Source organism: Actinomadura macrotermitis, from assembly GCF_009604375.1.
Lineage (GTDB): Bacteria > Actinomycetota > Actinomycetes > Streptosporangiales > Streptosporangiaceae > Spirillospora > Spirillospora macrotermitis.
Map to the genome: position 1 here is coordinate 20,214 of NZ_WEGH01000001.1, position 22,757 is coordinate 42,970.

Consider the following 22,757-nt stretch of genomic DNA (forward strand, 5'->3'; position numbering starts at 1 on the left):
CGTGAGCGAAGAGCAGCTCAGGACGGCGACGCCGCCGGCCGGATCCGCCCATGTCGACACCGGCGACCAGGGGTACGCCAAGTCCCTGAAGTCCCGGCACGTCAACATGATCGCCATCGGCGGGGCCATCGGCACCGGCCTGTTCCTCGGCGCCGGCGGGCGCCTGGCCAAGGCGGGCCCGTCCCTGGCGATCGCCTACGCGGTGTGCGGCCTGTTCGCCTTCCTGGTGGTGCGGGCCCTCGGCGAACTGGTCCTGCACCGGCCGTCCTCGGGCTCGTTCGTGTCCTACTCGCGCGAGTTCATGGGCGAGAAGGGCGCCTACGTCGCCGGCTGGATGCACTTCCTCAACTGGTCGACGACCGGGATCGTGGACATCACCGCGATCGCGCTGTACGTCCACTACTGGAAGATGTTCACCGACATCCCGCAGTGGACGCTGGCGCTGATCGCGCTGGCGGTGGTGCTGGCGGTCAACCTGATCTCGGTGAAGATCTTCGGCGAGCTGGAGTTCTGGTTCTCCATCGTCAAGGTCGGCGCGCTGGTGGCGTTCATGTGCGTCGGGATCTTCCTGCTGGTCACCGGCCACCGCGTCGGCGGCGGGACGCCGAGCCCGATGCTGATGTTCGAGCACGGCGGGATCTTCCCGCACGGCGCGCTGCCGATGCTGCTGGTCGTGCAGGGCGTGGTGTTCGCCTACGCCTCCACCGAGCTGGTCGGCGTCGCGGCCGGCGAGACCGCCGACCCCGAGCGGGTCATGCCGAAGGCCATCAACTCGATCGTCTACCGGATCCTGGTCTTCTACGTCGGCTCGGTCGTGCTGCTCACCATGCTGCTGCCGTGGACGGCCTACAAGGAGGGCGAGAGCCCCTTCGTCACCGTGCTGTCAGGGCTCGGCGTGCCCGCCGCGGGCGACGTGATGAACCTGATCGTGCTCACCGCCGCGCTGTCCAGCCTGAACTCGGGGCTGTACTCCACCGGCCGCATCCTGCGCTCGCTCGGCTCGGCCGGGTCGGCGCCGAGGTTCACCACCCGGATGAGCCGCACCCAGGTCCCCTACGGCGGGATCCTGCTGACCTCGCTGGTCTGCGTGTTCGGCGTCGGGCTGAACGCCGTGGTGCCCGACAAGGCGTTCGAGATCGTGCTGAACCTGGCCGCGATCGGCATCCTCGGCACCTGGACCATGATCATGCTCTCGCACCTGCTGTTCGTCCGCCGCAGCAAGGAGGGCGTGCTCGCCCGGCCGAAGTACCGGCTGCCGCTGTCGCCCTACTCGGAGATCGCCACGCTGCTGTTCCTCGGCGCGGTGGTCGTGCTGATGTGGTTCGACTACGACGGCGAGGGCCACAAGACCGTGCTGGCCGTCCCGGCGATCCTCCTCGCGCTGGTCGTCGGCTGGTTCTGCGTGCGGCGGCGGGTGCGGGCCGTCCAGCAGGCCGGGCCCGACGGCCCGGCGGCGGGCACGCTCGACTGAAACCGGAGCGTTCCGTGACGCGCCGGGGGCTGACGCGCCCCCGGCGCGTTTGCCATGGTGGGGGGATGTGCCGACTCTTCGGGATGACCACCGGCGGGCCCCGTGTACGCGCCACCTTCTGGCTGCTGGACGCGCCGCAGAGCCTGCGCTCGCAGAGCCACCGGATGCCCGACGGCACCGGCCTCGGCTGGTTCTCCCTCGGCGACGAGCCGGTCCGCGACCGCGCGCCCGTCGCGGCGTTCGAGAACGGCGACTTCGACTCCGAGGCCCGCAACGTGGTGTCGCACACCTTCGTGTCGCACGTGCGGTACGCCTCGACCGGCGCGGTCGACGTGCACAACTCCCACCCCTTCGACATGAACGACCGGCTGTTCGCGCACAACGGCGTCGTGCAGGGCCTGGACGTGCTGGACTCCTGGCTGAGCGACGTGGACCGCGCGCTGATGGAGGGCCAGACCGACTCCGAGCTGGTGTTCGCCTACATCACCGCCGAGATCCGCCGGCACGGCGGCGACACCACCGCGGGCCTGGTCGCGGCGGTCCGCCGGATCGCCGCCGAACTGCCGGTCTACGCGCTGAACCTGCTGCTCGCCGAGCCGCGCCGGCTGTGGGCGCTGCGCTACCCCGACCCGAACGAGCTGTGGGTGCTCTCGCCCGACCTCGGCGGGCGCGGCATCCGGCACCTGGGGGCCGGGCACGAGCCCGGCAGCCTGGACGTGGCGTGCGCCGACGGCGACCACGTGCCCGCCTGGGTGATCGCCAGCGAGCCGATGGACGACGACCCCGACTGGCGGCTGCTCGCGCCGGGCGAGCTGCTCGTCGTCGACGGGCTGGAGGCGGTCTCGCTGTTCCCCTTCGAGGCGCCCGCGCACCCCCTCACCACCGCCGACCTGTCCCTGGCCGAGGCCACCTCGCAGGTCTGAACGACCGTCGGTCCCGGCACGTAAAGTGAGCCCAATGGAGACACCCCTGACCCTGATGGCCGTGCACGCCCACCCCGACGACGAGGTCCTCGGCACCGGCGGCCTGTTCGCCCGCTGCGCCGCGGAGGGCGTCCGCACGGTCCTGGTGACCTGTACCAACGGCGAGCAGGGCGACGACCACGGCGGGATCAAGCCCGGCGAGCCCGGGCACGACGCGCAGGGCGTGGCCCGGCGCCGGCTGGCCGAGCTGCGCGAGTCGGCGGGGCTGCTCGGCATCGAGACCGTCGAGCTGCTCGGCTACCGCGACTCCGGCATGGACGGCTGGGAGGGCAACGACGACCCCGAGGCGTTCGCCAACGTGCCGGTGGACGACGCCGCCGCCCGCCTCGCCGAGCTGATCGAGCGGTACCGGCCGCAGGTCGTGGTGACCTACGACGAGAACGGCGGGTACGGGCACCCCGACCACATCCAGGCGCACCGGATCGCGGCCGCCGCCGTCGAGCGGACGGGCATCGCGCGCAAGTTCTACTACACCGCGGTGGCGCGCAGCGGCATCGAGCGGCTGTTCGAGCATGCCAAGGAGGCCGGCATGGACGTCGGCGGCTTCGAGCTGCCCGACGACTTCGGCGTCTCCGACGACAAGATCCACGCCGTGGTGGACGTCGCCTCCTACGCCGACCGCAAGCGCAAGGCGCTGCTGGCGCACGCCAGCCAGGGCGAGAGCATCTTCCTGCTCCAGCTGCCCGAGGAGGTGCAGAACGTCGTGTTCTCCACCGAGAACTTCACCCGCGTCTTCAGCCAGGTCGACGTCCCCGACCACGAGGACGACCTGTTCACCGGGCTGCGGTAGGCCGCTCCGCGGTGCCGCGCCGGGCCTGCGCCCGGTAGTGGTCCAGGACGTCCTGCCGCAGCAGGAATTCGAAGCCCGCGCGCTCCATCCGCAGCCCGAACGCCGCCGCCTCCATCCCGAGCGAGGCGGCGGTGTCGCCGATATGCCAGTCGTGCGCGGCGAGGCGCGTGAGCAGGTATCCGCGCCGCACCTGGGCGTCCGACAGGCGGAAGCTCTTGAGATAGGCGACCCGGGCGTCCGCGCCGACGATGGCCTCGGTGATGTGGTTCTCCTGCCGGAGCTCGAACGAGGGCAGCCCGCGGACCAGCTCGAAGTCCTCCAGATACTGGACGGTCTGGTGCGACCGCTCCCCCGCGAACAGCCCTGCCGCCATGACCTCGTCGTGGAAGTCGGCCCATTCGCGGCTCAGCCGGGCCGCCTGCGCGCGCAGGTCGGCCAGGGACCGCACGGAGGCGTCGTCGATCCGGCCCGACAGGTCGGCGGCCGGCGCGCCCAGTAGCCCGTGCTGGTAGATCAGCTCCCCGAACAGGTCCTCCAGCAGCGTGGCGTGCAGCGCCCGGTAGTCGTCGGGGTGCGGGACGACGAACGCGCTGGCCAGGGCGTCGGCGACGTAGACGAGCACGCCGCACTGCCCCGGATGGATCTCGAAGATCCGCAGCGCGTCCTCCAGCCCGCGCACCTGAAAGCCGAGGTAGGCCTCCTCGCAGCGCGGCGACAGGCCGTGCGCGACGGCCCGCCGCGACCACTCCTCCCACACGATCTCGGGCCCGCCGAAGTGCAGCGCGAGGTAGCCCTCGACGGCCAGGTGCAGCGGCAGGAAGCGCAGCCGGTCCTTGGCCGTCCGGCGGGCCATGCGGCGCGCGGTCCGCACCGGCACGCGCGGCGGCGGCTCCGGCTGCTCGTCCTCCAGGCCGATCAGGCGGGTGCCGTAGGACGCGGCGGGCAGCTGGTCGCCCGACCATGTCGCCACGAAGGCATGCGGGATGTAGGAGACGTAGGCCGACCCGTCGCCGATGTCCACGATCGTGTAGTCGGCGTCGTAGACCTTGCGGTGCAGCCGCAGGCCCGGGACCGGCTCGTCGCGCAGCAGCGGGACCAGGCGGACCGAGCCCCAGGTCTGCGCGGGACCGGTGGTCAGCCCGTCCAGCCGGAACGGCGTCATCGCGGGGCCTCCAGGAAGCGGGCGGTCTGCTCGTCCAGATGGGCGCGCAGCTCGGACAGGCCGACCCGGCCCTCGGCGAAGCGGGCCAGCTCGACCAGGGCGGTGAGGTCCTCGGCGTCGCGGATGCCGGCGGTCGGCACGGTCGGCGCGAGGCGCCGCACGTCGAAGTCGTCGGCGTCGTAGACCGGGTTCAGATGGGTGATCGCCACGGTGCGGCCGGGATCCAGGCGGGTCCGCCAGAGGCGCAGCACGTCCGCGGCGAGGCCGCGCGGGGCGTTGTCCCAGCCGTCCGAGATGATGATCAGGCGGTCGGGGGCGGTGTCCAGCGCGTCCAGCACGCGCTCGCCGAGCGGCGTCGGCCCGTAGGGGTACAGCAGCAGCTCGTCGGCGCGGCCGGAGACCCACAGCGGGGTGTAGCCGCCGGGCGCGGCGAGCGCCTCCAGCAGGTAGCTGGAAGCGAGCGCGACCGCCAGGGGGCGGCGGCGCTTCTGCCCGGACCCGTAGCTGGAGTGGCTGTCGTCCAGGACGGCGGTGACCTTCCCCCACCGGCCCGCCGACGCGCCCGCCAGCCGGAGCGCGGCGGTGCGCAGCGCGCCGGTCAGCTCGGCGCGGCGCGCGGCGCGGTCGTCCAGGGACAGGCCGAGGACGTAGGAGGCGAGCCGGGTCAGCCCGGCCCCGGCGAGGTCGGCGCGCTCGTTGACCGAGGTGACCTTCTTCATCACGCGGGCGCTCTCCTGGAGGCGCAGCCGCTCCAGCCGGGTCATCCGCGGCTCGATGCGCTCCAGGAACACCTCGCGGGGGACGCCGTGCTTGGCGGCGAAGCCCTCGGCGACGGTGTAGGGCAGCTCGTAGATCGAGGCATGCTCGTAGTGGGCGCGCCGCCACGTCTCGAAGATCGGGGTCTCGAAGTCCTTCCGGCTCATCGGGCGGAACAGGAAGTCGCCGAGCTCGTCGTCGAGGGGGATGTGGGCGTGCCGCACGGCGGCCTTCACCGCGCTGCGGTACTTGACGGCGTCGAACGCCTGGTCGCGGCGCGCGGCGTGCCACTGGCGCATGATCGCGCGGGTGCGCCGGTTGTTGACCTTGGCGCGGCGCAGGTCGCGGAACAGCCGGTACACCCGGTGCTGCGGGAGCAGCTCCAGACGGCGGGCGATCAGCGCGCCCTCGGCGCGGCGGCGGTGCAGCGGGACGTCGGCGGCGTGCCGCAGCAGCCCGCTGATGATCATAGCCGCGTTGTGGTCGTTGATGTTCAGCGCGAGCGCCGCCGCGTACAGCTCCCGGTAGTTCTCCCGCATGTACTCGTGCAGGAACTCCAGGGACAGGCGCTGGTCGCCGTAGTAGTGGTGGAACTCGCGCTGGCCCGTGCTGGTGATCGCGGCGTTGACGAACATCAGCACGTCCTCGCAGGCGATGAGGTCCGCGAACGTCTCGGTCATCTCGGTCCAGCGGTCGGAGGGAAGTAAGGTGCCGGCCGGGGAGAGGTGAACGCGAACGGCGAATCATCGCATTACAGGCGGGTTCCGGAAGTCGCGCCGAAGTCCCGCGGCCGGCTCTCGCACGGTAGCACCGGTGATCGTCGCGTTTCCTCCGATTATCGGGCGTTCCACGGCGGCCGGTCCCCTCGCGCCTGCCGCCCGTGGCGGCTTCCCGGGCAGGTTCCCCCACCTGAGTATTTGACGCGGCCACCGCACTGTTACTGTCCGGAACAGACCTGTATCTGAGGGGGGACCCGCCGTGCCGCAGCCCGCATCGATCGACCCGGCGCTCGTGGACTTCGACGCGCTCACCGCGTGGATGGACCGGGAGGGCCTGCCCGGTGGCCCGTTCGAGGACGTCGCGCCGCTCGCCGGCGGCACCCAGAACGTGCTGGTCCGCTTCCGCCGCGGCGGCGTCGACTACGTGCTGCGGCGCGGCCCGCGGCACCTGCGCACCCGCACCAACGACGTGCTGCGCCGCGAGGCCCGGGTGCTCGCCGCGCTGGACGGCACCGACGTGCCCGCGCCGCGGATCATCGCCGCCTGCCCCGACGAGGAGGTCATGCACGGCGCGGTGTTCTACCTGATGACCCCCATCAACGGCTTCAACGCCACGGTCACCCTGCCCGAGCCGCACGCCTCCGACCCGGTGCTGCGCCGCTCGATGGGCCTGCACGCCGCCACCGCGCTGTCGGCGCTCGGCGCGGTCGACCACGAGGCCGCCGGGCTGGCCGACTTCGGCAAGCCCGAGGGGTTCCTGGAGCGGCAGGTCGGCCGCTGGACGTCCGAACTGGAGTCCTACAACGCCCTGGAGGGCTACCCCGGCCCCGATATCCCGGGCCTGGACAAGGTCGCGGGCTGGCTGGAGGACAACCGCCCGGCGACCTGGCGGCCCGGCGTCATGCACGGCGACTACCACCTGGCCAACCTGATGTACTCCTTCGACGGCCCGCAGGTCGCCGCGATCGTCGACTGGGAGATGTGCACGATCGGCGACCCCCTGCTCGACCTCGGCTGGCTGCTGGCCACCTGGCCGGGCGAGGACGCCGAGAGCTCGATGCTCGCCGGGCCGCTCGGCACCGCCGGGAACCTGCCGCCCGCCGGCGACCTCGTCCGCGCCTACGCCGAGCGGCCCGAGGCCGTCGCGGGCCGCGACCTGTCGGCGATCGACTGGTACGCGGTGCTCGCCTGTTTCAAGCTCGGCATCGTGCTGGAGGGCACGCACGCCCGCGCCTGCGCGGGCAAGGCGCCGAAGGAGACCGGCGACCTGCTGCACACCATCACCCTCGGCCTGTTCCAGCGCGCCCTCGCCTTCATCGCCGCCTGACCCTGCCCCGTCCCGCATCTCTACGGGATTTCCCGGATGTGCCGGGGCACCCGTGACGCCATCATCTAAGGACGTCGCGCCGCGGGTGCGTGGAAGGGCAGTGATGGACGGCAGGGCGGTACGGCTTCGCAGGGCGGCGCAGGCGTGCGTGGCCGCGGGCGCGGCGCTGCTGCTCGCCCTGTCCGGCTTCGGGGTGGAGGCCGGCGCGTCCGGCCGGCGCCCGGCGGCCGCGCACCACGACCCCGCACAGGCGCGGCGCCCGCTGGCCTACCCGCTCGCCGGGACGCTCACCGCGCGGCGGATCGGGCCGGACGCCGGATGCGATCACGGCACCTGGCTGAACGGCCGCGGCCCGCTCGGCGACCCGTCCCTGGCCGGGGCCCGCTCGGTCCGCCGCTACCACTGCCTCCAGGACGAGGGTGCGGCCGCGCCCGACGACGAGCCGCAGGCGCTCTTCCTCACCTTCCGCGGCGCCGCGCAGGCGCGCGCCTACGTCAGGGCGCAGACCAGCCAGGCGTGGCAGGCCGCCGGCTACCTGCAGGACGGGCCGTACGTCCTGGAGATCGATGAGGGCCGGCCGCGCCTGGACCGGCCGGCCCTGCTGCGCGACGCCCAGGCCGCCTGCGGCGGCTGCGGCGCCCTCACCCTGACCTGGCAGGCGGCGGGCGAGGGCCGCGGCAGCCTCGACGGCTGACCGGCTACGGCAGCAGCCGCAGCGCCGCCGGGGCGTTCGCCGGGACGGCCGGGGCCTTCGGCGCGACCGGCTGCAGCCGCTGGTAGGCCTCGCCGAGCGCGGGCCGGGCGTCCGGCTCGCCGAGGTTCGGCCAGAACGACATGGCGCGCTCGGCCTGCGCGGTGATGGTCAGCGACGGGTTGACGCCGAGGTTGGCGGTGACCGCCGAGCCGTCCACGATGTGCAGGCCGGGGTGCCCGTACACGCGGTGGTAGGGGTCGATGACGCCGGTCCGCGGGGAGTCGCCGATCACGCAGCCGCCGAGGAAGTGCGCGGTGGTCGGGATGTCGAACAGGTCGAACCAGGTGCCGCCGGGCGTGGCGTCCAGCTCCTCGGCGAGCATCCGCACCGCGTCGTGCGCGACCGGGATCCAGGTCGGGTTCGGCTCGCCCTCGCCCGGCGCGGCGGTCAGCCGCTTGCCGAACAGGCCGCGCTTGCGGCGCACCGTGATGGAGTTGTCGGCGGTCTGCATGACCAGCGCGATGACGGTGCGCTTGGCCCAGTCGCGCAGCGACAGCCCGCGCAGGATGATCGTGGGGTGCTTGGCCGACTCCACCAGGAACTTGGCCCACCGGGGCGCGCCGCCGCCGTCGATGAGCAGGGTGCGGATCATGCCCATCGTGTTGTTGCCGGCGCCGTAGCGGGTCGGCTCGATGTGGGTCTTCTCGTCGGGGTGGAAGGAGGAGGTGATGGCGAGGCCGGTGCTGTGGTCCACGTCGCCCTTGCGGTGCCAGCCGGTCATCCGCTCCACGCCGAGCAGCGCCTCGGAGTTGGTGCGGGTCAGCTCGCCGAGACGCGGCGAGAGCCGGTCCAGGCGGCCCGATTCGCGCATGTCGTGCAGCAGCTGCTGGGTGCCGTAGGTCCCGGCGGCCAGCACGACCTGCCCGGCGCTGAACCGGCGCCGGCGGCGGCGCAGCCAGGCCCCGGGGCGGACGGTGTCGACGTCGTAGCCGCCGTCCGCGCGGGGCGTGAGCCCGGTGACGGTGGTGTCGGGGATCACCTGCACCCCGGCCTGCTCGGCCAGGTAGAGGTAGTTCTTGGTGAGGGTGTTCTTCGCGCCGACCTTGCAGCCGATCATGCAGGAGCCGCAGGCGGTGCACGTCGTGCGCCGCGGCCCGGCGCCGCCGAAGAACGGGTCCTCGGTGTCGGTGCCGCGCGAGCCGTCGCCGAAGAAGACCCCGACCGGGGTGGCGTGGTAGGTGTCGCCGACGCCCATCCGGTCGGCGACCTTCTTCATCGCCTCGTCGGCCGGGGTGACCAGCGGGTTGACGGTGACGCCGAGCATCCGCTTGGCCTGGGCGTAGAACGGGGCCAGCTCGTCCTGCCAGTCGGTGATGTGGCCCCACTGCCGGTCGGTGAAGAACGGGCGCGGTGGCACGTACAGGGTGTTGGCGTAGACGAGGGACCCGCCGCCGACGCCCGCGCCCGCGAGCACCAGCACGCCCGCCTTGCCGCGTACCAGGTGGATCCGCTGGATGCCGCGCAGGCCGAGGCGCGGCGCCCAGACGTACTTGCGCAACCGCCACGAGGTCTTCGGCAGGGTCTCCTCGGTGAACCGCCGCCCGGCCTCCAGTACCGCGACCCGGTACCCCTTCTCCGCCAGGCGGAGCGCCGAGACGCTTCCGCCGAATCCCGAACCGACCACGATCACATCGAAGTCGTGGGCCTCGCTACCGGCCATCCGGCCACCTCCACCTCACCGCCGCGGGGAACCGACGATGGGCGCAAGCCCTCGGAGCGGGCAATGCGTTCAAGCGAGCACTTACGCACACCGATTGTCATCCGGTTCACAACGGCGCGCGAACCCGCAGGTCAGACGGCCATGGGCGGGCGCGCGGCGACGGGGCGGGCGGGCCGGTCGTAGGCCCGCCACGCCTCGGCCAGGCGGCGGACGGCCTCGGTGAGCCGTTCGGGCGGCGCGAGGAAGTGCAGGCGCAGCCGGTCGGTGCTGCCGCCGGTCACGTCCAGGCCGCCGCCGGCGATGACGGCGACGCCGTGCCGCAGGGCCGCCTGCGCGAACGAGGCGCCGTCGCCGTGCGGCAGCCGCACCCACAGGGTGTTCCCGCCGCGGACCGGCGGCGCCTCCCAGTCCGGCAGGTGCCGGGCCAGTTCGGCGCGCAGATGGTCGTGGCAGGCCCGCCGCTCCCCCAGCCGCCGGCGCAGGCCGTCCACCTGGGGCACCAGTTCGGCCGCGGCGAGCTGGGCGGGCACGTCGCCGCCGAGGTCGTGGACGACGCGCAGCCGGGCCAGCCGCGCGGCGAGCGGGAGCGGCGCGCGCACCCAGCCGATCCGCAGGCCGCCCCAGGCCAGCTTGCTGAGCGAGCCGACCGAGACGACCCGGTCGCTGTAGCGGGCCAGCGGCGGCGGGACGTCCTCGCCGGGGAAGCCGAGGTCGGCCAGGACCTCGTCGTCGATCAGCGGCACCCCGGCCGCGGCGGCCGTCTCGGCGAGGCGCCGCCGGGCGAGCGGCGGCATGACGGCACCGGTCGGGTTGTGGAAGGAGGGCACCGCGTAGGCCAGCACGGGCCGGTGCTCGCGGACCGCGGCCGCGAACCCCTCCAGCCCGCGCGGCAGCCCGACCAGCTTGGCCGACTCCTCGTGGAACGCCTCCAGCGCGCCCGGATAGGTCGGCGCCTCCACCAGCACCCGCTCCCCCGGCCGGACGAACGCGCGGGCCAGCAGCGACAGCGCCTGCTGCCCGCCGTTGGTGACGACGATCTGGTCCGGATCGGTCGGCGCGCCGCGCCGGGTGTAGCGGTCGGCGACCGCGCGGCGCAGCGCGGGGTGGCCGGCCGGGTGGTAGCCGATGTCGCCGCTGATCCCGGCGAGCGCCGGCGCCACGCGCGCGTAGGCCGCGGCGAGCTCGGGCGGCGGGGCGCCGGGGGCCGCGCAGGCGAGCATGATCACATCGTCGATCGGCTCCATCAGGTGCAGGAACACCGGCGCGCCGGTGACGCCCGGCCCGGCGGCGGCCGTCCCGGCGACGCGGGTGCCGCTGCCCTGGCGGCGGACGATCCGCCCCTCGTCGCCCAGCAGGGCGTAGGCGGCCACGACGGTACCCCGGCCGACCGCGAGCGCGGCGGCGAGCGCCCGGTCGGGCGGCAGCCGCAGGCCGGGCGGCAGCTCACCGTCGTCGATCATGCGGCGCAGCCGGGCGGCGAGCAGCACGTACAGCGGGCCGCGCCCGGACGACCAGCGGCCGATCCGCTCGGCCAGTTCGATTGGCTCCATATGCGGACCAATTCTGCCCGATTGGCTCTGTGCCCGGCTCCGGGCCCGGAGCAAGATCGACCGCATGACGACCCGCAACGCGACCGGCAAGGTGTCGGTCACCGAGACCATCGCCGCGCTGCCCGGCCCCTGGCAGCCCCGTGACCTGGCGTTCCCGAACGACACCGTCGTCCGCGCCGCCCGCCTGGAGGGCGAGTTCCCCTGGCACCACCACGACGAGGACGAGCTGTTCCTGTGCTGGGACGGCTCGGTCCGCATCGAACTGGAGGGCCTGGACGACGTCACGCTGGAGGCGGGCGAACTGTTCGTCGTGCCGCGCGGCGTCCGGCACCGGCCGGTGGCCGAGCGGACCGCGCACGTCCTGCTGATCGAGAAGCCCGAGACCGCGCAGTACGGAAACTGAGCGGCGCCCGGCGGAGAACGCGAAGAGGGGCGTTCCGGCCGCTGCCGGAACGCCCCTCTTCACGGGGTCGAACTCAGAAGGTCATCTTTAGAAGGGGGCGGGGTTGCCGCGCTTGCCGGCGCCCGAGCCCCACTGGAGGACCTCCCACTTCACGCCCTGGAGGTGGCCCTCGCCGCCCCCGGCGTTGTACTTGCTGGCCGGCTTCTTGCCGTCGAGCAGGTAACGGAAGGTGTAGGTGTCCAGGTCCAGCATCACACCGCGGTGCGACGGCTCGCCCGGGCCGCGGTCGCCGACGAAGCCGGTGACGCTGCGGCCGTTGTAGGTGACCCGCACCTTGGTGTGCATCGGCCAGCTGGGGCTGGCGAAGAGCCCCTTCTGCATCGGCTTGCCGCCGGCGGGGGCGCCGGTGTCGCCGTTGACGCCGGAGCCGTCGTCCCAGAAGTAGGACGCGGTGGTCTTGCCCGCCAGCAGCGCGGCCTTCTTGGCCGGGGCCTTCTTGGCCTTCTTGTGGGCCGCGTCCTTCTTGGCGGCCGCAGCGGGCTGGTAGGAGGGCATGTTGCGCTTGGGAGCGTCCTCGCTGGAGGCGGCCGCCACACCGGCCACCATGATCCCGGCCAGGGCGGTGCCGGAGGCCGCGGTCAGCATGACGTTCATCGCGCGCTTGTGCATGTAAATCCTTCGTTCGGGGAACAGGGGCTGCCGTTCCGAGCCGGAGGTCTCCGGGCACCGCGGAAAGGCTCCGAGGCATGGGCGCTCGGAATGGCCGTCGTGACAGAACCCGCGCGGAGGTTGCCCACTAGGCAGGGCGGATCGCGTTCACGTCCGGGGGGCGGGGATCGCAGGGGCGATCGCACGCCCGATGGCGTGAACGCGTCAGAGCGGGATGAACGCCGACCGGGGGCTCAAGGGCCCGACCCGGGGCGGCCGATGCATGGTCGGCCGCGTTCGGCGGAGAGGTGGCCCCGCCTGGCGGGCGGGACACGACGGCTCTACAGGAGGCCGGTCAATGGTTCTTTGACCAGGACCTGACGCCGAGTGTATGCGCTTTTACCATGACAATGCCAAATCCCGGCGTTCTTTACCTTTTGAAAGGTAGATCTTTTTAGCGGAAGGCCCCGAAACCCCTATCTCATAAGGGTTACGGGGCTTTACCCAAGGCGCCGGACAAGGGCCGGACATGGCAAAGCCGCGTGGACGACGAAGGTCCACGCGGCGGCGATCAGCAGGTCAGCGGGGGGCGCGAGGGCACGGCGAAGGCCGGAAAGCCCTTACAGGAAAGGGCTTTCCGGCGTCAGCGCCCGGGGAACGGAGCGGGGATCAGTGACTGCGGGCCGGTGTGGCCGACCGGTCCTGTGACATGCGGCATAGGCGGCATGGCCGTCACATGGGGGCCGGAGTCGTAAGGACCGCCACCCGGAACCGGGGGCCGCGGCGGGGGCGGCATCATGCCGCCCGCCGGCCCCGGAGCCGGGGCTGCCGGCGCGGCGCGGTGCCCGCCGAGCACGGCCATGAGGGCCTGCGCGGTCTCGGCGTCCATGCGCATGAGGACGGCGGGCCGTCCGGCAGGGTCGACGAAGGGCGAGACGGAGGGAGCCGCCGCCTGCTGCGGCAGCGCGCGCCGCAGTTCTTCGCGGAGGTCGTGGGCGAGGCGCAGCGCCTGTCGGTCGCTGTCGCTCAGGTGTGCGGTCATCGCGATCTCCGGGGAGTTCACGTGCGGGGAAGGTGCGGGGGTCCCGGCAATCCTGCTAAAGATGTCGTGCAGGTGCAAGAGCCGATGCACGTGCATTTCGAAGAAAGATCCACCGGCATCGGCCCGCACATCGCCCGTTCCACCGCTATTCGGTGTTTTTCGGCCCGAAACCGGACAGGGCACCGGCCGCCAGGACCAGCACGATCAGCGCGACCACCCGGTAACCGACCGTCATCGCGTCGGTGAAGGCGCGGACGACCTGCGCCCGGGCCGCGGCGTCCCCGCCCGCGGCCGCCAGCGCCCCGCCCACCGAGTGCGCGCGCCCGGCGAGGGCGGGCGGCAGCCCGGCGGTCAGCCGGGCGCCGAGGACGGTGCCGAGCGTCGCCACGCCGAGGGCGCTGCCGATCTCGCGGGCCGCGCCGTTCAGCCCGGACCCGAGGCCCGCCCGGCCGGGCGGCAGCGCGCCCATCACCCCGATCGACAGCGTCGGCACGCACAGCCCCATGCCCACCGACACGATCACCAGGAAGAGCGCGTAAAGGGGATAGGGCGTGCCGGCGTCCGCGGTGGAGAGCAGGCCGAGGCCACCGGCGATCAGCAGCAGGCCGGGCGCGAGCACCGCCCGTTCACCGAACCGGCGGGCCGGCGCGACGCTTCTCCTGGACACCAGGACCATCCCGGTGACCAGCGGCAGGATGGCGATCCCGGTGACCAGCGGCGAGCAGCCTTTGGCGTACTGCAGGTACTGGGCGTTGACGAAGAACAGGGCGAACAGCCCGAAGAACGCCGCCGTTACGCCGAGCACCCCGCCGCGCAGCCGGGCGCCGGCGAAGATCCGCGGGTCCAGCAGCGGATGCGCGGCGCGCAGCGCGTGCCAGGTGAACGCGGCGAGCAACAGCGCGGCCCCGGCGAATCCGCCGAGCACCGGGATCGAGCCCCAGCCCCGCTCCGGCCCCTCGATGATGCCGAACAGCAGCGCGAACAGGGCGAGGGTGAGCAGGAGCGCGCCGACCAGGTCCAGGGCGGCGTCGTGGCGTTCGCCGCGCGGGGCCAGGCGCGCCACCAGGGCGGCGAGCAGCAGCGCGGCGGGCGCGCCCGTCAGGAACAGCCCCTGCCAGGGCAGCCACTGCAGGATCACGCCCCCGGCGACGTTGCCGACCGCGCCGGCGACGCCGGTGGCGGCCGTCCAGACGGCGATGGCCTGCGGACGGCGCGCGGGCTCGGTCACCTGGAGCAGCAGCGACAGCGTGGCCGGCATGATCATCGCGGCGGCGGCGCCGGTGACCAGCCGGCCGGCGAGCATGACCGGGACGGCGGGGGCGGCCGCCGACAGCAGGCAGCCGCCCGCGAAGGTCAGCAGGCCCGTCAGCAGCACGCCCTTGCGGCCGTACCGGTCGCCGAGGGCGCCCGCGGGGATCAGCAGGCACCCGAACGTCAGCACATAGGCGTCCACGATCCACAGGAGCCCGGTCGCCGAGGGGTGCAGGTTCCCGGCCGCGAGCTTGGGGACGGCCAGGTTGGTCGCGGCGACCATCGCCACGACGAGCACGACGCACGCCGACATCAGCGGCGTCATCGTGCGTCGCGGCGCCGGGCCCGGGCGGGGCGTCGCGGGTTCACGGACAGCGTTGAGCGTCATGAGGGTTCGACCTCGTTCCACTGGGCTTCAGGAAGGCGGAGGGGGGATCCGGGCCGCGCGCGCCGCCTCCGTGCCCTCAACGTAGGCTGGCCATGACTTGCTTTCAAATGCATCTTTTGCAGCTGAGGAATGCGTTCCATGCAATCCAAACTGGACCTGAACCTGCTGGTCGCGCTGGACGCGCTGCTGGAAGAGGGCAGCGTCACCGGCGCCGCCGACCGGCTGCACCTGTCCGGCCCGGCGATGAGCCGCACTCTCGGCCGGATCCGCAAAGCCCTCGGCGATCCGGTCCTGGTGCGCTCGGGCCGGGCCATGGCGCCGACGCCGCGCGCGCTGGCGATCCGCGCCGAGGTGCACGAGCTCGTCCAGCGCGCGCACGGCCTGTTCGCGTCGGCCGAGGAGCTCGATCCGGCCTCGCTGACCGGTTCGTTCACCCTGCAGGCAGAGGAGGGCACCGTCGCGACGATCGGCGGGCGGCTGCTGGAGTGGGTGTCCCGCGAGGCGCCCGGCGTCACCCTGCGCTTCCTCGGCGAGGGGCCCCTGGACGATCACCGGCTGCGCCGCGACACCGTCGACCTGGAACTCGGGGTGATCGACCGGCGGTCCCCCGAGACGCGGATCGAGCCGCTGCCGGAGGACCGGATGGTGACGGTGGTGCGGCCCGGCCACCCGCTCGCCGAGGGGCGGGCGACGCTTTCGGACTGGGCCGCGTCCTCCCAGCTCGTCTTCTCCCGGCGCGGCCGGCTCACCGGGCCGGTGGACGAACTGCTGGCCGGCCTCGGCCTGTCCCGGCGGACGATCGGGTCGGCGCCGACCGTCACCGCGTCCCTGCTGATCGCCATGGAGACCGATCTGGTGGCGTTCGCCGCCGGGCGGATGCACCGCGGGCTGATCGAGCGGCTCGGGCTGATCGCCCTCCCCGTCCCGCTGGAACTGCCGCCGCTGCGCTACGCGCTCGCCTGGCACGCCCGCTACGACGCCGACGCCGCGCACGCCTGGCTGCGCCGCCTGGTCCGGGAGATCGTGGCCGAGACCGCCGGAGAGCGGGCCGTGCTGGCACAATCCCCGCTAGCCACCGATCCGGAAAGCAGACAGCGCACATGACGGACGTCCTCTCCCTTCGCGACCTCAACCGGGCGACGCTGGCGCGCCAGATGCTGCTGGCTCGCGAGGCCGTCCCCGTCACCGACGCCGTGCGGCGCCTCGCCGGGCTGCAGGCGCAGGAGCCGAAGCCGCCCTTCCTCGGCCTGTGGACGCGGCTGGCGGACTTCGCGGTCCCTGACCTGCACGCCGCGCTGCACGACCGGACGCTCGTCCGGGCGACGATGATGCGCGGCACACTGCACCTGGTGACGGCGGAGGACTACACGGCCCTCCGCAGCGCGCTCCAGCCGGTACTGGACTCTGGCCTGAAAGCCCTCGGCGACCGCGCGAAGGGGCTGGAACGGGACCGGGTGCTGACCGTCGCCCGCGACCTTCTGCTGGAGAAGCCGCGCACCTTCAACGAGCTGCGCGCCCTGCTCCAGGAGGCGTTCCCCGAGGTCAACGAGCGCGCGCTCGGCTTCGTGGTGCGGATGTGCACCCCGCTGGTGATGGTCCCCACGCAGGACCGCTGGGGTTTCCCGCGCACGGCCGAGTTCGCCCTGGCCGACGGCTGGCTCGGCTCGGCCCCGGACCCCGAGAGCCATGTGGACGCGCTGGTGCTGCGCTACCTCGCCGCGTTCGGCCCGGCGACGGCCGCCGACGCGCAGGCGTGGTCGGGGCTTCCGGCGGCCGAGGCGCTGGAGCGGCTGCGACCCGAACTCGCGGTCTTCGCCGACGAGAAGGGCCGGGAGCTGTTCGACCTGCCGGACGCGCCGCGTCCGGGCGGCGACGTCCCGGCTCCGCCGCGGTTCCTGCCCGAGTTCGACAACCTCGTCCTCGCGCACGCCGACCGTAGGCGCGTCATCTCCGACGCGCACCGGCCCGGGCTGACCACCAGGAACCTGCGGGTCCGCGCGACCTTCCTGTGGGACGGGTTCGCCGCCGGCACCTGGGAGACCGAGCGCAAGCGCAAGGTCGCCACGCTCCGGCTGCACCCGTTCGAGGAGCTCCCGGACGCGGCGGTGGCCGGGCTGACCGCCGAGGGCGAGGCGCTGCTGCGCTTCGCCGAGCCGGACGCCGCCGAGTTCGCCGTGCGGATCTGAGGCCATGACTGCGCGCGCGTGATCGGCTCCGAATGGTGATCCATCCGAGACCTGAAGCGATTGAAAGATCCACCAAATCAGCGCAAGCTGTCTCAGACGCCCGCGAAGCCGAGAAATCCGCCGACCGCCGACAGGACACGGACCATGTTCGAGATCTGGGAGACGAGCGACCCCGCCAGGCTGATCAGTGACGCCGGCAGCCTGAAGATCGCGCTGGAGAAGGTCGACACGATGTGCCGGCTGCGGCACGACCAGGCGTCCGCGCACATCGAGTCCCCGGGCGGCGGCTACCACTTCGAGATCCGCGACGAGGGCGGCCGGGCGCTCGCCCGGCTCACCTACGTGCCCGACACCACCCGCGCGTACCGCAGCGTGGTGAACGCCGAACTACGCGGCGAAGTCCGGGCCTGACCCGCCCCTGACGGGCGCATCCGCGACCCACCGCGGCGAGAACATCCCCGGCGACTGCCCCCCTGGCACGAACACCCGCGGCGGAAGCACCCCTGCTGGAGCGCCTGCGACAAGCCCAGCCGTGGCAGGAACGCAGCAGCCAGAGCGCTTGGCGCACACACGCGGCAAGCGCGCTGGGGTGCATGTCCAAGCGCGAACGACCGCCGAGGAACGCTACGAGGAGCCACCTGCGATGAGAACTCCCACGGTGTGATCGTCTGCGGCGCGACATCCCGCCGCAGACGATCATGATGACGAGATCACCCGCAGCGAAGCACTTGCGGTGGCGACGGCCACGCCAAGTGCATCTGCGGTGAAGCCGTGCCAGGAGAGACCGGACACGTGGCGGCATCTGCGGTGAGGCCGGGCACGATGGGGCATCCATGGCAAGGATGTGCGCGGTGACGCCCGGCGCGAGAAGACGGGCACGCACGGGCGTCCTCGGTGGGAACATGCACGCTGGGAACGTCCGGGATGGTCGCGGTCACCGTGGAGGCGGTCGCGCCGAGGACGAGGGTGACCGCCATGGGGAGGCACGGGTGCAGCAGGGATCGGCCGGCGATCTGATCGACGCGGAGCTGCGCTCCCCCGGCCTGGTGACCTCATGGCCCGAAGGCGCCGACCGCGTCGCGATGGGCCGGCTGCGGGCGGCGGTCACGGCGGCGTGGGAGCGCGGCTGGCAACCTGCCGACCTGGTCGCCTACGCCACCCGCCGGCACGGCGCGCGGCACCGTCGTCTGCTCCTGGAAGCGATCGCCGACGAGATCCGTGCCTACGCGACCCTCGACGTCCGCTGGCATGAGCAGCTCGCCGCCCTTGGCGTCGGGACGCGGCGGAACGGCGACCAGCCGCGGGCCTGGGGTGGTTCCGGCCGAACCGCGCTGCTCGCCTGCGCGGTGGATCTGCTGCGCCTGCTCGGGCCGCTCCCCCGGCTGGCCCCGATCGGGCCGCCGCCAGGTGTCGCGGCGCCGGCCGCTGGCGGCGGCGACGTCGACCAGCGGATGCTCGGCAAGGTCAGGGCACTGCTGGCCAAGGCGGAGTCGACCGAGTTCCCCGAGGAGGCCGAGGCGCTCAGCGCGCGAGCGCAGGAGCTGATGTCCCGGCACAGCATCGACCGGGCGCTGCTCGCGGCGCGGTCGGGCGCCGGCGACGCTCCATCGGGTCGCCGGCTGGCCGTGGACAGCCCCTATGAGGCCCCGAAGGCCGTCCTGTTGACGGTGGTGGCCGAGGCGAACCGGTGCCGGGCCGTGTGGCACCGGGAGCTGGGGCTGGTCACCGTCCTCGGGTTCCCCGCCGATCTGGCCGCGGTGGAGATGCTGTTCACCTCGCTGCTCGTCCAGGCCATGGCCGCGATGCTGCGTGCGGGATCACGGCGCGACGCCGTCGGGCGCTCGCGGACCAGGTCGTTCCGGTACGCGTTCCTGAACGCCTACGCGGCGCGCGTCGGGGAGCGGTTGCGGGAGGCCGCGGGAGCCGCCGTCGCCGGGGCCGGCGGGAAGGATCTGCTTCCCGTGCTGGCGCGGCGCGACGAGGCCGTGAGCCGGGCCGTGGACTCGTTGTTCCCGAATCTGGTCAAGGGCCGGGCCAGGGCGGTCTCCAATGGCGAAGGCTGGGCGGCCGGGCGGGCTGCTGCCGACCTCGCCAGCCTGGACGGCCGATCGGCGGTCGCCGGGCCGTCCTAGGGTCCCCCCGGGGGGCGAGGGGGACGCCCTCAGTCCTTCTTCCGGCGCGTGTTGCCGCCGCGGCCGCGCAGCGGGACCCCCGCCTCCTTCAGCACGTTGTAGATGAAGCCGTAGGAGCGCCCGGTCTCGGCGGCCAGGTCCCGGATGCTCTCGCCCGAGGCGTACCGCGGTGCGAGCTCCGCGGCCAGCCGGGTGCGTTCGGCCCCGGTCACCCGGGTGCCCCTCGCCAGTGTGCGGCTCACGTGTACCTCCTGAGGTCGGCCGGGCTGCGGCGATGCCGCAGCTCACAGCGCTGTTGATCTACCCAACGTACACATTGCCCGCAAATACCCCCGCACTACCACGAGAAACGACACAAGATCGGCCGAAGTCGGTCTTTTTCATGGTCTACGGCGTGTCAACACTGGACAGACGGCTCCGATGCTGCAGGGGTCAGCGCGACGGCCTCGGGAAGCGGCTCCACGGCCGTTTCCTGTGAGGCCGCTTCACGTGCGGACAGGTCGGAGCGGCGCAGCGGGAAGCGCGGCGGGTCGAAGGGGAAGAGCGAGGTCTCCTCCAGGCCGTGCACGACCAGCAGTTCGCCGGGCTCCAGGAGCCGCCAGCCGGGATCGCCGTCCATCGGCTCGCTGGCGACCACCACCGCGGGGACCGGGCCGCCGGCGCCCCTGGCCTGCCCCGGCCCGCTGACCCCGCCGCGGCGGGGCGAGAGCACCCACAGCTCGTTGGACTCGGGGTAGCGCAGCGCCCAGAGCCGTCCGGCCTCGGCGATGAGCAGGTTGAGGGCGAACAGCGGCAGTTCCCGCCCGATGCGGCCCACCGCCTCGATGATGCCCCGCGTGGTGTCGCCGGCCCGCCGGATCTCGGCGGTCACGTAGGCGAACACCAGCTCGGAGTCGGTCTCCCCCGCCACGTGGGCCCGGTCGACGTCGGTCAGCCAGGAGCGCACGCTCTCCAGCCCCTTGACGACCCCGTTGTGCGCGAAGAGCCGGTCGTTCATGACGAACGGATGGCAATTATGCACCGTCAGGCCGCCGACCGAGGCGTCCCGCACGTGCGCGACGAAGGTGTGCGACACCACGTTGCGGGCGTGCAGCGAGAAGTCGGGGCTCTGGAAGGCCGCCAGCGGCGCCCGGTCGCGGACCGGCTCACCACCGAGCGAGAACCAGCCGAGGCCCGCCCCGTGCGACATCCGATGGCTCTGCGCCCGCAGGCTCTGCGGCGCGTCCAGCAGCCAGTAGGCCGCACGCACGCGGGGACCCCCGGTGCTCATCCCGAAAAGCCGGCACATGCAGGCCACCTCGCTCGTTCCTTGAAGTCGTATGCCCCGGCCCGGGATCGCGGGAAGGCACCGGGCGCGGGCGGTTCACCGCCGGCGGCCCCGGTCCCGCCACAGGCAGGCGGTCACCCCGCGTTATCGACAACGCGTGATGGGCACTTTACCCACCGTTGCCAACGCTGTCCCGTGCTTTCGTCAGAACCCACCGGGATCGGCTTGCGGATACGGCGTTTCCCCCAGAGCGGGACGAGTGGGCACGGCACCCGGCGCAACTGTGACCAATGTTCAACGCTCCGTAGCCATGATGGCTAGGATCGGCACCCTGACGGTGACCACCGCGATCCCCCCGGGGCGTTGATGAACCCTTATCCCAGGCTCGCCGGCCCGGTCGGCGGCGCCCTTCGCCGTGTGCGCGGAGCGCTGGGCTGCATGGCCATGGCCGGCGCCATGTCGCTCGGCATGATCGACATGGCGGAGGCCGCGCCGGCCCAGCCGGAACCGCGCGGCTCCGTGCCCGCCGCCTGCAGGAAGACCGCCCCTTGGGACGACTGGTACCTGACGCGCGTGTGCGAAGAGGCATGGCGGACGCTGCACGGCGCGCCCGCCCGGGCGGACCGGCGGCACCAGGGCGCGCGCCGCGCCCCCCGCGCCCGGCGCGGCTCCCACGGTGAGCACGGCGGCAAGAGGACGGACCCGCGAAGGCGGCCATCGCCGCGACCGGCGTCCCCCGGGCCGAAGGCGTCACCTTCCGTCGTCCCGCCGACGACCGCATCGCCCGGGCAGGCCGCCCAGTCCCGCGACCCGATGGCCGGGCGCGCCAAGGCCGAGGGGGTCAGCGACCAGACGCGTTCCCTGCAGGCCCTGTTGCTGTTCGGCCTCCTTCCCGCGGCCATCCTCGCCGCCTATCCCTTCCGGCGCCGCATCTTCGCGGTGGCCGGCGCGGCGTCGCTCTCCTCCACCCCGCCCGCCGAGGAGAAGAACGGCGCCGCGCCCTTCGCTCACCGGCCGGCCTTCGACCCGTTCGTCCTCCCCCTCCTCGGCCTGTCGGGCCCTGGAGCGGCCGCGGCGGCGCGCGCGTTCGCCTTGGCGGCCCTGGAGGAGTGCGGCGACAGCGCCCTGGTGGTGATCGCCCGTCCTGACGCGATGGCATTGTTCGAGCTGACCGATGACGAACTGCTCGACGAGGTCGACGGCGGCCTGTTCATCCCCGGCAACATCGACGCGGCGCTCGCCTCCGTCGAGACCGAACTGGCGGCGCGCCACCGGACCGGCGGTGCCCGCACCTGCCGCATCCTGCTGATCGCCGCCTGCCCCTCCGAACCCGTCCAGCCCTCCGGCCCCGCCGGAGAGCCAGGGCGGACCATCCCCTCCAGGGACGCCTCCGCCGCCGGAGATGAGGCCGCCACGGCAGACGCCCCCGCTTCTGGGCGCGCATCCGCTTCCCAGGACACGCCCACCGCCGGCAAGGCACCTACCGCCACAGGTGTGCCTGCTCCACGAAAGGCATCCGTCTTCGAAGACCTACCTGTTTCCGAGGGTGTACTCGCCTCCGCGGATGCGCGCCCCTCACAGCACACGCCTAGCTCGACAGGTGCGCCCACCTCCACGGACGCGCGCTCCTCCGGGGAGACACCCGCCTCGGGATGCGTCCCCCTCCCCGAAAACGTGCATGCCTTGGAGAACGCACCCGCCTCCACAGACGAGCGCTTCTCCGAAGAAACACCTACTTCGGAGGATGCTCCCCTCCCTGCAGACGTACACGCCACGGAGAATGTGCCCACCTTCATGGACGCGCGTCCCTCCGGAGAAACGCCCACTTCAGGAGGCCCCTGCTTCCCTGCAGACGTGCACGCCATGGGGAATGTGCCTGCCTGCACGGACGCGTCCGCCTCTGGGAAGGCGCCCGGGGCGGGGAGCACACCCGCTTCCGCGGGCACGTCTGCCTCCGTGGAGACGCTGTCCGCGGATTCCGATGCCGAGATGGCGGACCGGATCGCCCGGTTGGTCGTGCGGCATCCGAACGACGTCTCGGTGCTCCTGCTGGGCGACCGCCCCGGGGAGCCGGTTCTGGTCGACGCCGAGGGGCGCGTCCAGGCCCCGGCCCCCCTGGGTGGCGGGCTGCCCGGGCGCCTGCCGGTGTTGTCGGGGGCCGAGGCCCTCGATCGCCTGCACAGTGCCCTGGCCCGGCACCGGCCCAAGAAGGCCGGCAGGCGCAGGAGAGCCTGAGCGAGGCGGCACGGTGCCCGCGCACCAGGCGCG

Annotated in this window: 20 protein-coding genes; 11 read left to right on the plus strand and 9 right to left on the minus strand. The window is 73.1% G+C overall.

What is annotated here, in order from left to right:
• Position 1: 1 nt before the first annotated feature.
• The 3 genes from ACRB68_RS00095 (at position 2) to ACRB68_RS00105 (ending at position 3,244) form a co-directional block, all read left to right on the plus strand.
• Positions 2 to 1,471, plus strand: coding sequence for an amino acid permease (locus ACRB68_RS00095; protein WP_328593548.1), 1,470 nt, complete (start codon positions 2 to 4; stop codon positions 1,469 to 1,471).
• 65 nt (positions 1,472 to 1,536) lie between these two features.
• Positions 1,537 to 2,394: a class II glutamine amidotransferase gene (locus ACRB68_RS00100; RefSeq protein ID WP_153530292.1), complete on the plus strand. Its 858-nt coding sequence runs from the start codon at positions 1,537 to 1,539 to the stop codon at positions 2,392 to 2,394.
• A 34-nt stretch (positions 2,395 to 2,428) separates the two neighbouring features.
• Positions 2,429 to 3,244 carry a PIG-L family deacetylase gene (locus ACRB68_RS00105; protein ID WP_153530293.1) on the plus strand — a complete coding sequence of 272 codons (816 nt, stop codon included), beginning with the start codon at positions 2,429 to 2,431 and terminating at the stop codon, positions 3,242 to 3,244.
• Here ACRB68_RS00105 and ACRB68_RS00110 read toward each other — a convergent pair.
• Positions 3,228 to 4,406 carry an ARPP-2 domain-containing protein gene (locus ACRB68_RS00110; RefSeq protein ID WP_153530294.1) on the minus strand — a complete coding sequence of 393 codons (1,179 nt, stop codon included), beginning with the start codon at positions 4,404 to 4,406 and terminating at the stop codon, positions 3,228 to 3,230. The two genes, ACRB68_RS00105 and ACRB68_RS00110, sit on opposite strands and share 17 nt — an antisense overlap.
• On the minus strand, positions 4,403 to 5,842 hold the full coding sequence (locus ACRB68_RS00115; protein WP_153530295.1) for a hypothetical protein: 1,440 nt from the start codon (positions 5,840 to 5,842) through the stop codon (positions 4,403 to 4,405). The genes ACRB68_RS00110 and ACRB68_RS00115 overlap by 4 nt, the downstream gene beginning before the upstream one ends.
• A gap of 298 nt (positions 5,843 to 6,140) precedes the next feature.
• Between ACRB68_RS00115 and ACRB68_RS00120 the strand changes: the two genes are divergently transcribed.
• Together ACRB68_RS00120 and ACRB68_RS00125 are read left to right on the plus strand one after the other, a co-directional pair.
• A complete protein-coding gene (locus tag ACRB68_RS00120; protein ID WP_328593549.1) occupies positions 6,141 to 7,208 on the plus strand; it encodes a phosphotransferase family protein in 1,068 nt (355 codons plus the stop codon).
• 103 nt (positions 7,209 to 7,311) lie between these two features.
• Complete coding sequence (locus ACRB68_RS00125) at positions 7,312 to 7,902, plus strand: hypothetical protein (RefSeq protein ID WP_153530296.1); 591 nt, start codon at positions 7,312 to 7,314, stop codon at positions 7,900 to 7,902.
• Between the two features lie 4 nt (positions 7,903 to 7,906).
• Here the strand turns inward: ACRB68_RS00125 and ACRB68_RS00130 are convergent, their stop codons facing one another.
• Both ACRB68_RS00130 and ACRB68_RS00135 read right to left on the minus strand, forming a co-directional pair.
• A complete protein-coding gene (locus ACRB68_RS00130; protein WP_153530297.1) occupies positions 7,907 to 9,622 on the minus strand; it encodes a GMC oxidoreductase in 1,716 nt (571 codons plus the stop codon).
• Between the two features lie 131 nt (positions 9,623 to 9,753).
• Positions 9,754 to 11,172, minus strand: a complete 1,419-nt coding sequence (locus ACRB68_RS00135; RefSeq protein WP_153530298.1) for an aminotransferase-like domain-containing protein — start codon at positions 11,170 to 11,172, stop codon at positions 9,754 to 9,756.
• A gap of 64 nt (positions 11,173 to 11,236) precedes the next feature.
• Here ACRB68_RS00135 and ACRB68_RS00140 point away from each other — a divergent pair, with 64 nt between their 5' ends.
• The gene (locus ACRB68_RS00140; RefSeq protein ID WP_153530299.1) at positions 11,237 to 11,575 is read left to right on the plus strand and encodes a cupin domain-containing protein; all 339 of its coding nucleotides are present in this window, start codon (positions 11,237 to 11,239) and stop codon (positions 11,573 to 11,575) included.
• Between the two features lie 87 nt (positions 11,576 to 11,662).
• On the opposite strand, the gene ACRB68_RS00145 is transcribed toward ACRB68_RS00140, so the two are convergent.
• From ACRB68_RS00145 to ACRB68_RS00155, 3 genes are all read right to left on the minus strand, one after another.
• Positions 11,663 to 12,244 (minus strand): RlpA-like double-psi beta-barrel domain-containing protein, encoded by a 582-nt coding sequence (locus ACRB68_RS00145; RefSeq protein WP_153530300.1) that lies wholly within the window; start codon positions 12,242 to 12,244, stop codon positions 11,663 to 11,665.
• Positions 12,245 to 12,866: 622 nt separating this feature from the next.
• Positions 12,867 to 13,265 carry a hypothetical protein gene (locus tag ACRB68_RS00150; protein ID WP_153530301.1) on the minus strand — a complete coding sequence of 133 codons (399 nt, stop codon included), beginning with the start codon at positions 13,263 to 13,265 and terminating at the stop codon, positions 12,867 to 12,869.
• 145 nt (positions 13,266 to 13,410) lie between these two features.
• Positions 13,411 to 14,904: an MFS transporter gene (locus tag ACRB68_RS00155; protein ID WP_153530302.1), complete on the minus strand. Its 1,494-nt coding sequence runs from the start codon at positions 14,902 to 14,904 to the stop codon at positions 13,411 to 13,413.
• 138 nt (positions 14,905 to 15,042) lie between these two features.
• Between ACRB68_RS00155 and ACRB68_RS00160 the strand changes: the two genes are divergently transcribed.
• The 4 genes from ACRB68_RS00160 to ACRB68_RS00175 all read left to right on the plus strand — a co-directional run bounded on the left by ACRB68_RS00160 (position 15,043) and on the right by ACRB68_RS00175 (position 19,222).
• On the plus strand, positions 15,043 to 16,008 hold the full coding sequence (locus ACRB68_RS00160) for a LysR family transcriptional regulator (RefSeq protein WP_207709539.1): 966 nt from the start codon (positions 15,043 to 15,045) through the stop codon (positions 16,006 to 16,008).
• Positions 16,005 to 17,090, plus strand: coding sequence for a winged helix DNA-binding domain-containing protein (locus ACRB68_RS00165; RefSeq protein ID WP_153530304.1), 1,086 nt, complete (start codon positions 16,005 to 16,007; stop codon positions 17,088 to 17,090). The genes ACRB68_RS00160 and ACRB68_RS00165 overlap by 4 nt, the downstream gene beginning before the upstream one ends.
• 144 nt (positions 17,091 to 17,234) lie before the next feature.
• On the plus strand, positions 17,235 to 17,501 hold the full coding sequence (locus tag ACRB68_RS00170; RefSeq protein ID WP_153530305.1) for a hypothetical protein: 267 nt from the start codon (positions 17,235 to 17,237) through the stop codon (positions 17,499 to 17,501).
• Positions 17,502 to 18,079: 578 nt separating this feature from the next.
• Positions 18,080 to 19,222 (plus strand): DUF2786 domain-containing protein, encoded by a 1,143-nt coding sequence (locus ACRB68_RS00175; protein WP_328593550.1) that lies wholly within the window; start codon positions 18,080 to 18,082, stop codon positions 19,220 to 19,222.
• 29 nt (positions 19,223 to 19,251) lie between these two features.
• Here ACRB68_RS00175 and ACRB68_RS00180 read toward each other — a convergent pair whose 3' ends face one another.
• Both ACRB68_RS00180 and ACRB68_RS00185 read right to left on the minus strand, forming a co-directional pair.
• Complete coding sequence (locus ACRB68_RS00180) at positions 19,252 to 19,464, minus strand: helix-turn-helix domain-containing protein (RefSeq protein WP_328593551.1); 213 nt, start codon at positions 19,462 to 19,464, stop codon at positions 19,252 to 19,254.
• 155 nt (positions 19,465 to 19,619) lie between these two features.
• The gene (locus tag ACRB68_RS00185) at positions 19,620 to 20,510 is read right to left on the minus strand and encodes a class II glutamine amidotransferase (RefSeq protein ID WP_153530307.1); all 891 of its coding nucleotides are present in this window, start codon (positions 20,508 to 20,510) and stop codon (positions 19,620 to 19,622) included.
• 417 nt (positions 20,511 to 20,927) lie between these two features.
• Between ACRB68_RS00185 and ACRB68_RS00190 the strand changes: the two genes are divergently transcribed.
• Complete coding sequence (locus tag ACRB68_RS00190; RefSeq protein WP_153530308.1) at positions 20,928 to 22,724, plus strand: hypothetical protein; 1,797 nt, start codon at positions 20,928 to 20,930, stop codon at positions 22,722 to 22,724.
• The last annotated feature ends 33 nt before the right edge of the window (positions 22,725 to 22,757 follow it).

What these genes read in the sequence shown, in the direction of transcription:
- ACRB68_RS00100 (WP_153530292.1), top strand. Translation starts at nt 1,537, where the DNA reads ATGTGCCGACTCTTCGGGATGACCACCGGCGGGCCCCGTGTACGCGCC.
- ACRB68_RS00105 (WP_153530293.1), top strand. Translation starts at nt 2,429, where the DNA reads ATGGAGACACCCCTGACCCTGATGGCCGTGCACGCCCACCCCGACGAC.
- ACRB68_RS00110 (WP_153530294.1), bottom strand. Translation starts at nt 4,406, where the DNA reads ATGACGCCGTTCCGGCTGGACGGGCTGACCACCGGTCCCGCGCAGACC.
- ACRB68_RS00115 (WP_153530295.1), bottom strand. Translation starts at nt 5,842, where the DNA reads ATGACCGAGACGTTCGCGGACCTCATCGCCTGCGAGGACGTGCTGATG.
- ACRB68_RS00125 (WP_153530296.1), top strand. Translation starts at nt 7,312, where the DNA reads ATGGACGGCAGGGCGGTACGGCTTCGCAGGGCGGCGCAGGCGTGCGTG.
- ACRB68_RS00130 (WP_153530297.1), bottom strand. Translation starts at nt 9,622, where the DNA reads ATGGCCGGTAGCGAGGCCCACGACTTCGATGTGATCGTGGTCGGTTCG.
- ACRB68_RS00135 (WP_153530298.1), bottom strand. Translation starts at nt 11,172, where the DNA reads ATGGAGCCAATCGAACTGGCCGAGCGGATCGGCCGCTGGTCGTCCGGG.
- ACRB68_RS00140 (WP_153530299.1), top strand. Translation starts at nt 11,237, where the DNA reads ATGACGACCCGCAACGCGACCGGCAAGGTGTCGGTCACCGAGACCATC.
- ACRB68_RS00145 (WP_153530300.1), bottom strand. Translation starts at nt 12,244, where the DNA reads ATGCACAAGCGCGCGATGAACGTCATGCTGACCGCGGCCTCCGGCACC.
- ACRB68_RS00150 (WP_153530301.1), bottom strand. Translation starts at nt 13,265, where the DNA reads ATGACCGCACACCTGAGCGACAGCGACCGACAGGCGCTGCGCCTCGCC.
- ACRB68_RS00155 (WP_153530302.1), bottom strand. Translation starts at nt 14,904, where the DNA reads ATGACGCTCAACGCTGTCCGTGAACCCGCGACGCCCCGCCCGGGCCCG.
- ACRB68_RS00160 (WP_207709539.1), top strand. Translation starts at nt 15,043, where the DNA reads ATGCAATCCAAACTGGACCTGAACCTGCTGGTCGCGCTGGACGCGCTG.
- ACRB68_RS00165 (WP_153530304.1), top strand. Translation starts at nt 16,005, where the DNA reads ATGACGGACGTCCTCTCCCTTCGCGACCTCAACCGGGCGACGCTGGCG.
- ACRB68_RS00170 (WP_153530305.1), top strand. Translation starts at nt 17,235, where the DNA reads ATGTTCGAGATCTGGGAGACGAGCGACCCCGCCAGGCTGATCAGTGAC.
- ACRB68_RS00185 (WP_153530307.1), bottom strand. Translation starts at nt 20,510, where the DNA reads ATGTGCCGGCTTTTCGGGATGAGCACCGGGGGTCCCCGCGTGCGTGCG.
- ACRB68_RS00190 (WP_153530308.1), top strand. Translation starts at nt 20,928, where the DNA reads ATGGCCATGGCCGGCGCCATGTCGCTCGGCATGATCGACATGGCGGAG.